Annotated in this window: 2 protein-coding genes and 4 pseudogenes; 4 read left to right on the plus strand and 2 right to left on the minus strand. The window is 56.4% G+C overall.

The annotated features are described in order from the left end of the window. Nucleotides 1-160: 160 nt before the first annotated feature. Nucleotides 161-934: pseudogene (locus ALO64_RS20165) on the minus strand (DUF4113 domain-containing protein); the annotation flags it as partial. 740 nt (nucleotides 935-1,674) lie between these two features. Here ALO64_RS20165 and ALO64_RS20170 point away from each other — a divergent pair. The 3 genes and pseudogenes from ALO64_RS20170 (at nucleotide 1,675) to ALO64_RS20180 (ending at nucleotide 5,372) form a co-directional block, all read left to right on the plus strand. Beyond that, a complete protein-coding gene (locus ALO64_RS20170; RefSeq protein WP_044345135.1) occupies nucleotides 1,675-3,051 on the plus strand; it encodes an MATE family efflux transporter in 1,377 nt (458 codons plus the stop codon). Nucleotides 3,052-3,132: 81 nt separating this feature from the next. After that, nucleotides 3,133-4,320 carry an AMP-binding protein gene (locus ALO64_RS20175; RefSeq protein ID WP_044322280.1) on the plus strand — a complete coding sequence of 396 codons (1,188 nt, stop codon included), beginning with the start codon at nucleotides 3,133-3,135 and terminating at the stop codon, nucleotides 4,318-4,320. A 177-nt stretch (nucleotides 4,321-4,497) separates the two neighbouring features. Continuing rightward, a pseudogene (locus ALO64_RS20180) lies at nucleotides 4,498-5,372 on the plus strand (LacI family DNA-binding transcriptional regulator). Between the two features lie 143 nt (nucleotides 5,373-5,515). Here the strand turns inward: ALO64_RS20180 and ALO64_RS20185 are convergent. Next, a pseudogene (locus tag ALO64_RS20185) lies at nucleotides 5,516-11,255 on the minus strand (type III effector). Nucleotides 11,256-11,661: 406 nt separating this feature from the next. Here ALO64_RS20185 and ALO64_RS24725 point away from each other — a divergent pair. Further along, a pseudogene (locus ALO64_RS24725) lies at nucleotides 11,662-11,871 on the plus strand (ATP-binding protein); the annotation flags it as partial.

An 11,871-nucleotide genomic window follows, 5' to 3' on the forward strand; every position in this document is an offset into this window, starting at 1 on the left:
GACACTTCATCATGGCACTTAGATGCCGATTCGCGACTTTCGCCGCGCCCTTGGGACGGGGAAGTCCCTTTCATTCGATAAACACTGCTGACAGGAGTCAGCCCCTCATGTCCGCCTATACTTTTTCCGGTTGGAGTACACCTCAAGATTGACCATGTGTTTACTTAGCCTTTACAACCCACAGCTGATCAAGCCGCGTCGTGTAGCTCTGACTCATTTGCTCACGCCGCATGCCCCAATCTGGAACGACCGGCACTGATCCTGTACGCAGCGTTCCGCGTCCCCACTTGCCATTGATCAAGTCCAAAGCAGCCATCAGCCTATCTGAACTCATCGGCTGGCTGGTTGCGAACAGGTCATCAGTAAATTCACCTGGCTGGCAGATATCCATCAGCAGCACTTCCGCTTTGCTGTACCTGAAGCCTGGTCGAAAAATCCGCGAAACCGCCTCGGTCGCGTACTGAGTCATCAGCCGCACATCGTTAGTGGGGTAGGGGAGTTGCACCAGTGCGCCGTTTGCGTACTTGGCTTCGTCTGGATTGAACATGCCGGTGCGGATGCTGACCCTGATCTTTTTGCACACGGAACCTTGGGCTCTCAGCTTCTCAGAGGCGCGCATCATGTAGGTGGCCACCGCCTCTTTGATCGGCCCCAGCTCGGTCAATCGCTTGCCGAACATTCTGCTGCAACAAATCTCCTGCCGTGGCGGTTCGACTTCGTCCAGCTCCAGGCACGCAGTACCCGCCAGCTCGCGTGCCGTTTTCTCGATCACAACGCTGAACGTTTTGCGCAGCATCCAGGGATCGGCCATGGCCATGGCCAGGTCCTTGGCCGACAGGATCTGCATGCCCTCCAGGTGCGCTTTCATTTTTCGACCGATGCCCCAGACCTCCCCGACAGAGGTATTGCGCAGTACCCAATCGCGTTTCTCAGGTGTAGGTTTTCGAATTAAATGCGAATTTTTCGAAATAGATGCGACTGAAACAGGCTGGTATTCGTAACCCGTCGCTCCTAGCAGCCTGGCCAAGTGTATCGTAAAGATATCCCGGCCAGCCTCGATGATAAAGCAACGGTCTGAAGCTGTTTTGTGTTGGGGCTGTCCTGGGCCGGTACCGGCCTAGATGTAGCGGTTTGCAATCGAAAACGGCCGTGCTCGCAATCAGCGCACTTTTCGGCTCAGATTAACTGCGACTGACGCAGTCCTCTGGCTCACATTAGCTGCGAATGAAAATGAGCGAAGCAGATCGGCAAGTCAGCCGCGAGCATTTTTTCGTGCAGCTCAAGCGCAGGCGGATGAACACGTTAGTGAGCAGCGTTTTGACCTGATTGGCCTAGCGTCGAATTGCTCCACCAGATCGTTTATACGGAAGCAATGACAAATCAGGATGGCCATATGTCCACATCAGCGTGCAGCTTCTTGAGCGACATATCCGCCAGTTTTGAATCTTTCTTCGGAACCCACAAGCCCTGATGACCACATATTATGCCCTGTACGAAACGTCCGGGAGTGGGGTTCATGCAAGGCAAAAAAGCGAGGAAGCGGATTTTACGGATTGTAAATGAGTTCTGAGCTAGTTTTTAACGCGGCATCCCGGAGCGCAGCCACTTTTCATATAAAGCTTGAGGTGATGCAATGCCGTTGCTCATCTGGGATCAGTGAGAAGATAAGGATCAATGGTAGTTACCAAAGCAGTCTTCACCAAGGGGTCGATGTTGCGGCATGTTGTATTCATGACCAGCACCAGTGCGACCAGCCTGCTGTCGATCTTTCTGATCGAAGTGCTGACCGTGGTTTACATCGCGATGCTGCGTGACGACAGTTTGCTGGCTGCGTTCGCTGTAGCCAAAACCCTGATGTTCTTCCTCATTTCGATGATCCTAGGCATCGCTGTGGCGGTCTCGACAACGGTTTCGAGAAGCCTGGGCAGCGGCGTGCCGGATCAAGCCAGACGCCTCGCCAGTAGTGGTGCGCTGCTTGGCAGCATGGCTACCGTTTGTGGCGCTGCGCTTGAGCTGGTAGTTCTCGACCAAGCCATCCGCATGTTGGGCGGAGAGGGCAACAGTTTTACAGCGGCGCGTGAGTATCTGTGGCTAACCCTTCCGGCTTCGGTGCTGGTCGCTGTCGAGCAGCTATGCGTGCAGATACTGCGCAGTGCAGGCTTCGGCAAACAGGGGATGTGGACCCTGCTGACGGCGACGGCCGCTGTTGCCATCGCAGATCCGCTGCTTATTTTGGTGTTGGATCTGGGCTTGGTGGGTGCCGGCATCGCCTACCTGATATCGAGCCTGATATCGGCCTGTCTGGGGTTTTACTACGTTCACCGAGTCGCCCATCTGACCTGTCGGGTCAGCCTGAAGAACCTGTCAGGTGACATCAGAAATATCGGGCGAACCGCCTTGCCAGCGGTGATTGGCAACCTGGCGACTCCAGTGGGCATGGCCTACGTAATGGCTGCGATGGCACCGTTCGGATCTCAGGCGCTGGCGGCTATCGGGGTGATCGACAGGGTCATTCAGGTTGCTTTTTGTGTCGTGTTCGCCTTGCCCGGTGCGCTGATCCCGATAATGGGGCAAAACCTAGGAGCAATGAACATTGCTCGCGTGTCGCAAGCCATAAAGATGACGTACGGATTGTTGATCGGCTACGGCTCAGTGACCTCGCTGTTACTCATTCTGCTCGCTGAGCCATTAGCCCGCTTATTTCATGTCGCCGGTGAAGGTGTGATCGTGTTCTTCGCGTTCTGTCGATGGGGCGGCGTCCTGTGGACGCTGATTGGGCTGCAATTTATTGCCACCTCAGTCTTCCTCAGTATGGGGCGACCTGCGTACGTCACACTGTTCAGCTGGCTGCGCGCCAGCCTGGGAACCATGCCGTTCGTGTGGTATGGGGCACATAAATTTGGCAGCGTCGGGGTAATGCTCGGGCAGTTGCTGGGTAACACCATAGTGGCTTTTTGTGCCTGCTGGCTCGCGCATCTGCTCATGAAAAAGATGTTGGACATCGAGATCCATTCAATAGGGAACCGATCCATCCCCCGGAGTAACTCATAGTCCACGTTTTGCCCACCCCTGACTGTCGCCGGGTGGGCAGGATGTGCAGAAAATCAAAAAAACGGACTATATAGGACTCGCATGACTGCCTACGATGTAGAAAAGGAATGGAGCAGAATTTCCAATACTGCCGCTAAGACCCACCAGAACAATGATTTTGAAGGTTTCACCTACCAGAACTTCAGAAAACATGTACCGATTATGGACAAGGAAGGCTTCACGGCGCAGACTGAACGCTGTCTGGAACGCAACGAGCGAAACTGCCTGATCGGCTTTACCAGCGGCACCAGCGGCAACCTCAAACGCTGTTATTACTACTACGACTGCGAAGTCGATGAAGATAGCTCACGCTCCAACGTCTTCCGCAGCAACGGCTTCATTCAACCCGGTGATCGCTGCGCCAACCTGTTCACCATCAACTTGTTTTCTGCCCTGAACAACATCACCACCATGATGGCCGGTAACTGCGGCGCTCACGTCGTGTCAGTGGGCGACATCACCCTGCTCACCAAGAGTCACTTCGAGGCACTCAACTCGATCAAGCTCAACGTACTGCTTGGCGTACCATCGACCATCCTGCAGTTCATCGACGCCATGCAACAGCACGGCGTGCACATCGAAATCGAAAAGGTCGTCTTCAATGGAGAGGGCCTGAAAACCTTCCAGAAGAAAATCATCAGGGAAGCCTTTGGCCAACAGGTTTCCATTGTCGGTGTGTATGGCAGTTCCGAGGGCGGCATTCTGGGTTTCACCAACAGCCCTTGCCACACCGAATACGAGTTTCTGTCCGACAAGTACTTCATCGAAAAAGAAGGCGACAGCATCCTAATCACCTCGCTGACCCGAGAGAACTTCACGCCGCTGCTCAGGTACCGCCTGGGAGACACCGCAACCCTTTCGATGAAAGGCGACAAGCTCTACCTGACTGACATCCAGCGGGAGGACATGAGCTTTAACTTCATGGGCAACCTTATCGGTCTGGGCATCATCCAGCAGGCGATCAAACAGACACTGGGCCGCCCCCTGGAAATTCAGGTCCACCTGTCAGTGACCGAAGCACGCAAGGAACTGGTGACCGTTTTCGTTCAAGCCTCCGAAGTCGACGAAGACGAACGCGCCAGAATCGAAACAGCCATCGCCGATATCCCCGACATCAACGAGGCGTATCAGAAAGACCAAGGCAGCGTGTCGGTCTTGCGCAAGGATGCCAGAGACTATGCCGTCTCGGAGCGAGGCAAAATGCTCTACATCATCGACCGCCGAAACTGAATGGTTGATGTGAACGAGTGAGCAACTGCACCGACGGGGCCTTTTGCTGTGTCGGTGCAGTTTTTTGGAGGATTCGGAAGCGTCAGAGGTCAGAGTTCACGAAACTGAAACGAACAGACTAATATTTACAGGCCTCTGTAGCATGATTATCCGTCAACCTGACAGGCCCCGGCTCGCATGACCTCAGTTAAAGACGTTGCACGATTGGCCGGTGTGTCCCTGATGACGGTGTCTCGGGCACTCAATAATCCGGCCCCGAGACTTATCAGCGAGTCCATAGCGCAATTGACGAGCTTCAATTCGTACCCAGCCTGTCGGCGCGCAGGATTCGGGGCAACAACTTGCAGACACGAACCATCGGAGTGTTCGCCCTGGACACCGCCACGACACCGTTCGCGGTCGAGCTGCTACTGTCCATCGAACAGACCGCACAGCAAGCAGGCTGGAACGTATTTATCCTCAACCTGCTAAGCAACCCTCCCACCGACCAGAATGTTGACCTGATGCTGTCGCATCGACCCGACGGGTAGATCTTCAGCGCCATGGGGTTGCGCAACGTGAGTATTCCCCAGCGTTTGAAGAGTAAACCGCTGGTGCTCGCCAATTGCATAGCCGATGACAGTAGCCTCGTCAGTTATGTGCCAGACGACGAAACAGGGCAGTACCGCGCCTTGCACTACGCGTTCAGCCAGGGCTATCGACGCCCGTTGTTTATCAATCATTGGGAATCCGCCGCCATTCTCGAACGGCCCATGATTGATGGCCGTCCGCAGTTCGACATTCTGATCTGCGGCAATGACCGGATTGCCTTCTGTGCCTACCAGTTGCTGCTGGGCCGAGGCCTGAAAATCCCCGGCGATGTCGCCGTGCTCGTTGCGACAACATGATCGGCATCTCCGAACTGTTCATTCCTGCGCTGACCACGGTGCAGTTGCCGTACTACGAGATCGGTCGTAATGCTGCCCGGCACTTGATAGAAAGCCTCGAAGTCTCGGGAGCCCAGCCGAGTCCAGCCAGTGGATTGTCCGCTGGTGGTCAGGGAATCGTTATGAGCGACTTGCAAGGGATCACGCATCAACGCTGAGCACTTACTGCTTGTATAGCGGTCGTTGAGATTCAACCAGACGAACGACGAACCACAACAAAAAAAGCGCCCCTCAGGTCGCTTCCTTTGTTGTTTCAGTGAGTAACGGAATTACTGCGGCATCTTATCGAGTTCACCCCACGTCATATCACGAACGGCATCGCTGAAGCTGCGCTCACCTTCGAGGGCAACACGGTTTGCCTGATCCAGGCGCTTGGCAGTAGCGTCCATCGCTTGCCGCTCGCCGAGCAAGTCGGCGCGCAGCCGCTGCAGCAATGATGTTGTCTGTTGAAGCTCCATCGCCATCTCTTCGCTGTTCGAACCGCCCTCCTGAGCACCTCGTTCAAGTTGCGTCAGCAACTCGTCGCGGCGAACGACCAGAGCGTTCACTTGCGATGAGACCCTGTTAAGTTCAAGTCCTGTTGCCGTGCCAGCTTCCACCCCTTTGCGAGCCAATATTTCCATGGCATGTCCGAGCGAACGCCGACTTTTTTCAACACTGAGCACATGGGCCAAAGCCGAAGTTTCCGTCTGCCTGGTCCGCTCGCCGGGTATCGAGTACACCATTTCGCTAGCCTGGCGCATGGCCTTTACATCTTCATCCAGTGCCTGATGATTTCGTTTGAGCGACGCAAATGCACCCCGCACACTTTCTCCATCGGCGTTGCGGTCATCAATTTCAGGCGCTGGCAATTCAGGAATGCGCAAAAGCAGTCTGTCTACATGCGCAGACGCCGTCCCATAAGCATGCTGGAACGAACCGATAGCATTCGCCTCACGTTCATGCGCCGAATTCATACGCTGAATTTTGCCGTCAAGTTGTCGCCATACGTCATTCGTTGTCAGGGCAGCAGCCTCCCCTGCGGTGCGCATCGTCGCCTCTTTACGCGGCGACGGAGGGCCATACGGAACATCCCCGGCCTGGGTTCTCTGCCCCAGAGCCTGAATACCGGATTGCTGTAATACCCGTAACGGCGACTGCAGCGCTCTGCTTCCGGCTTCCAGCACCTCAATACCTTGCAAACCGTCATAAAGACCGTATTGGAACTGGATTTCCGCTTCGAACAACTGATGCGATGTCGCGCCAGTGGCCGAAACGTTCAGCAGCGGCAGCCCTATTCTTGAAGTCACGGGGTTTTCATCGGTGTTATGTACGGCGATCGCCGCCAGCCGGTACAGGTCAGGTGTGTTTTTGATCTTGTCCAGAACGCCGCGCCAATTCAGTTCGCTTGCTGAGGAGCCCGGCAAACCCAGCGTACGTGCCGACGCCTGCTGCTCGCGCGCCAGTAGCGCGTCATTGATGGCGAACCTCGCCTGCGGACGCATCTCGAACACGTATCGCACCTGATTGATGTTGGGCAACGACTGGAAACAGCGCATGACCTGATCGAGGCCAGGTGTTTTGCGACGCAGTTCCGCCATGTCGTTCAGTTTGCTGCCAAGCCCTATATGGCCGATGGCGTGAAAGACTACGGTTTCCAGCGATTCACGCCCGAACAGGTTGAACTCCACCCGCGCTCCGGGAATTGCGCGGGCATGATGCTGGACGGCGCTTTGTTCCTGCTGACGCAATTGATGCAGCATCTCCACTACCGAGGCGCGATCAATTTCGGAGCTCGCCTGCCACACACTGTTGCCTGCGTTCGACATCTCTCGGGCCGCATCAAGGCGTTGACGGCGCAATGCATTTCCATCCAGGGCACCACCGGCTTCCACGTTACGCGCCTTCGAACCTTGTATACGGTCAATCACCTGATTGATTGTCGCGATACGCTCGCTGGGGCTGGTCGAATAAGCGAGCGCACCCAACTCCCCGATATTGTCAGGAAAGGCGCTGGCCAGGCGCTGACGCATCTGGCTCCACTCGTCGACCGTAATGGGCTTGGCGACTTGCGTATCGAAGGTGCGTTTATAGCTGGCCGTCGACAGGAAGGGGCCGCGGCGCTTATCGTCCACCACGCTATCGGTCGGCAGTTGCACATCGCTTGACGCAACGCGGATGCCGGCGAGCTGCAGGTTACCGTTTCCAGTAGACGCATTTATCAACTTTTGAGGGCGATCGCCGAGCGCTGAAGAGAGCGCGCCTCCCAGATTCAAGTTGCTGTTGAATTCCAGATTGAAATCCGTGCGCCCCTGAAATTCCAGGCCGATAATCTCTGCCCAGGCGTGATCCAGGTGCAACTCCATTTGTCCCCAGTGCGCGCCAGCCTGCGCCGTCGCGCCTACCGACAGCGCCCCCGACGCGGTACTGCGTCGGGTTGTCGGTGCCGGATGCAGCAGCATCTGCCGACGGTTTCTGTGGTCCATATTTCTGGCTCAGGCTAAACGGCGATACGCTGACGTTTGCCCCCACCGAGCCATTCAAATTGGTTTCGAACAGATCCAGACCAATCGAACCACCGTTCACGCCAGTGCGCAGGATCTGAGTGCTATCGGGGTGATTGACGTCGAATAACAGCCGCACGAAATCAGAGATCGTCGAAGGCGCGATAATCACGGCGGCGCCTTGACCATGCTGGTATGCCCCGGAAATACCCAGGTTGGCGGAGCCTCCCCACGTTGAGTTCATCGAGCGACCCAGCCGCGAATCAAGAACACGGCCACCAGTGCCAAGGCCGGGCTTGAAGTCGATTCCGACCCCTGACGTCGCTGATACGGAGGCCTTGGCGTGGCGCACAAAAAACGCGACCAACCCGGCATCGTCGTCCTTGCCGTCACCGATGCGCTCCACGCCGAGTACCTGAAGCGCCTCGCCAGTTATGCCGACGCTAAACGCATTAAGATGTTTCCAGTCGGCGCCCCCCAACGACCCGCGAATTTCCAGACCGCGCGACTGCGTCGAGAAAAAGGTACTCCTGTTGAACAGATCCAGGAGTAAATCGGACATACGCGCGGCCATTTCGTCCGGCGCGGCATCGGGCGGCAAGCCAAGATTTTTGAGCAACTGGGTGCGGCGTGTCGAGCCCGGCAACGATATCTGTTCGCGAAACGTCGTCACCACATCATCGAAGGCCGCTAATTGAACCCAAGAAGACAGGCCGAGTTTGCACAACCCCGGAAGCTTGGCATCTTGCTGAAGCCTCTCCGCCATTTCCAGCGCCTGCGTATCGGTGCTGGTCAACAGCGCATCATAGTCCACCAAACCCGCCATCAACCCTGATGTTCTCAAGCCGTGTGGCGCATGGCTGCTGGCACTGTCAGCGCTTCCATCATCCGCCGGCAAGCGTACGCCAGCACGCATCATTTTTTCGCTGACCTCGCACAAGACGCTCAACAGCTCAGCCTCACGTTCGCCCATACGATCAGCGTGCAGCGCCGCGCCACCCGCCAAGGCTTTAATACTCTGGTTCAGGTTCGGCAAAATATCTTCTGATCTGGACAAGCCGACCGAAGACAGCGCTTTATTCACTTGCGAATGCTGCCGCCGCCATAGCTCGGCCAGCCGGAACGTTGGCGTAGAGGTGGTAGACGTCAGATCGCCAGCACTCTCGCCGTCCCCCATATCGCCCATGATCACGCCTTCATGGAAGCCTATCTTGCGCAAGTCGCGTAACAGCGCTTCCAGCTTCTCTTCCCGCAGGTTCAACAAGCGTTGCGTTTGCTGATGTGACAGCCCGAACTTTTCTCCGTCGGACGGTCCTACGGCTGAAGCGACGCGTACTTGCGCGAGCGTCGGCAACTGTTCGAACAGCGTTTTACCTGACGTATACGCCTGCTTCGCCTCATAATGGAAACTGGCCAGACGCCTCTCCTGGGTTGTCGGCGGCAGTACGACGCCAAGCTTGTGCGCCATTGCCCGCATCGTGTTTTTCGTCACTCCGCCCAACACATCTCTCGCCAATGCGCCAACCTGAGCGCGCGTCGTATCAACCGCTGCCTGTACGCTCGACGTCATCGTCAACGGGTTGTTCGCTGCTGTCCCCATCAGCGTCGTAACCGCAGATGCATCATGATGCGGTGTGCTGATACGACTGGCTTGCTGCTGGTTGACGCGGGCGTTGGTGCCTGCAAGGAAGTTCTCCGGCGGCAGTTCGTCTGCCTCCGGTTCGGGCTTTACGCGTGCTGGCAAGGGACGATTGTCGTGCGACGTCATTGCAGGCAGCAACGTGTGCCAGTTATCACCCAGCTGCAATTGTATTTGCCCAGTTCGAGTGGCGCGAAGATTCGAAGGGTGATCAATCCCCGGCAGAATTATCGGCACCGGCTCCCAGTCATCTTTCGCGCTCAAACGTTTCAACTGAGGTCGCTGGTTACGAGGATGATGCAACACGAGCAACTGATCGTTGAGCCCTATGGCGAGGGCGATGGGGCGCTGCAACAGGGGAAGTCGGCGGGCTTTGCCATCCGCGTCGGCGGCGATCAGCAGACCTGATTCCATCAGCGCGACGCTCTGGCGATTGTTGTGAACCGCCAGCGCCTGCACTGGCTCGTCAAACTGCGCGATAAGCCTGGCGCGTAACTCCACTGTATCCGGGATAACCGCCAAAGGTCCCCCCGCAGGATGACGCGGCAGTTCGGCATCAGTCGGCAACCAAGAGGTACGGCCCTCCAGTTTCAGTTCGACGACCTGCCGTGCATCCCCCAATAAAGCAAAAACCGGTTTCCTGTCGATAAATCCCAACGCAGAGGAATAGAGAGCGGTCACACCCGTCAGCGGTTCGCCGCCCGGCTGTCTTAACCGCTCACATGGCTGGTCAGGAGCCGGTTGATAATGCAGCACGCCGTCGATATGCCCCACCTGAGCATGACCATCAAGCTGAACGTGCGACTGCACAGCCGTCTCCGACGGAACATGCAGCCCCTCGGTGTAGAGCAGCAGCAACGGGCGATCCAGCAGATACGCCGGCCGAAACAGCACCTCGTTCTGCGCTCGCTGCAAGCTCATGCGCCGCCCGTTTTGATCCTGCAACATGAGATGAACAGTGTTGTCCCTGGACAACCCCATGGTGGTCACGGCCCAACCTTTGCCCTGCGCAAAATCGCCAGGTAATTTCAGCCGGTGGGCTTCAACAGGCCCGATGCCTTTCAGATCGGCCTGATAAATACGTCCTTTATCATCGAGGATCAGCGCAGCGTTGCCGCGCGGCAATGGCAGTAAATCAACGGGGCGGGCCGGACTCTGCTCGACCCCCAGGCCGCTGGCTTCTGGCCGCAAAAGCTCGACAGGACGGGAAATGCCATTTGAATGAACCGCGCCCTCATGCAGCCATTGCACCTCGCGACCGGCGCCAATGCGCACCGCCGCGCCTTCGGGAAGCCGTTCGGTCGGCACGGACTCGGCAGACGTGTCGGTTGCGCGCCAGAGTTGCCTGCCGTTGTGTAGATAGACATCGCCATCGGCCTGCAAACCTATCATCCGCAGGGGCTCTCGGGGATCCGCGCCAGGCAGCGTCAATGACGTCCAGCGCTCTTCCATATTTGCGGTATGAACCACACCACCGCGCTCTATGTATGCTCGATCATGGGAGGACTGCCAGACTCCTGTTAATAATCCTATCGGCGGTTCGGCAAGCCGGGCAGCCACAGCATCGGCAGTTATTTCTCCGCTGATGCCGTATTCAATGTCAGGGTGGACCGTCAAAACGGCCATCAACATGCCTGGTACGGAGGTGAAAAACGCCTCATTACGCGGCGCTAGCGGCTCGTGATGCATGGCGGTATAGCGCACTAGCTTGCCATTGTTATCAAGGCTGGTTTCGCTTTGAACCGACGGTCGCTTTGCCAGCCAGTCATTAATGACGCTCACCCCATCTGTATGACTTCTGATACGAACATGCCTTCCGCGTTGCGACGGCACCGCTTGCAGTCCGAGCACCTGACTATTCAAACTTGCATGAGCCCGATTTCGCATGCCGCCCTTGTGAGACGACGGGCTTTCATCAACCAAGGGCAATGGTTCAGGTAGCTGAGGCGGGCTGTTAGCAGGCGAGACACTGTCTGCAGGATGAGGGAGAGGGTTGGCAGTAAATCCGGAGGAGGTAACCTTTACCATCGTTATTATTAAACTCCTGTATATAAAAATATGTCCTGTTTATTACCCACGAAGAACCAACGGCATCATGCCGAATAGGACGTGGTCTACATCTCCATTACAAGCTTGTGACTGGAATACTATGGGCTCTACCGATTAGAGCCTTCTTCGTTGCGGTAATAAACAACAGTAACTGAGTGGCTGTGCAGCCAGATCGGTTCCCGCGACCGTCATTAAAATGTCACAAACGAGTCCGACCTGACCACCACTCCGGCGTGTTCTCTTTGGCAAGGCAGGGCGAATCGTCCAGGGACTGCTTCGCACATATCTGGTGATACTTGATGAACTGGGGTATTTGCCTTTATGCCAAAGCGGTGGCGCACTGCTATTTCACCTGCTGTCCAAGCTGTACGAACACACCAGCGTGGTCATCACCACTATGGACAGTGTTAGGCAAGCAGTGCCCGCAGTGATGGCCTTTAGGGATTCTCCGATC

The sequence above is a fragment of the Pseudomonas meliae genome (assembly GCF_001400515.1).
GTDB lineage: Bacteria > Pseudomonadota > Gammaproteobacteria > Pseudomonadales > Pseudomonadaceae > Aquipseudomonas > Aquipseudomonas amygdali.

Coding starts and splice junctions, on each gene's coding strand:
- ALO64_RS20170 (WP_044345135.1), top strand. CDS start 1,675: ATGGTAGTTACCAAAGCAGTCTTCACCAAGGGGTCGATGTTGCGGCAT.
- ALO64_RS20175 (WP_044322280.1), top strand. CDS start 3,133: ATGACTGCCTACGATGTAGAAAAGGAATGGAGCAGAATTTCCAATACT.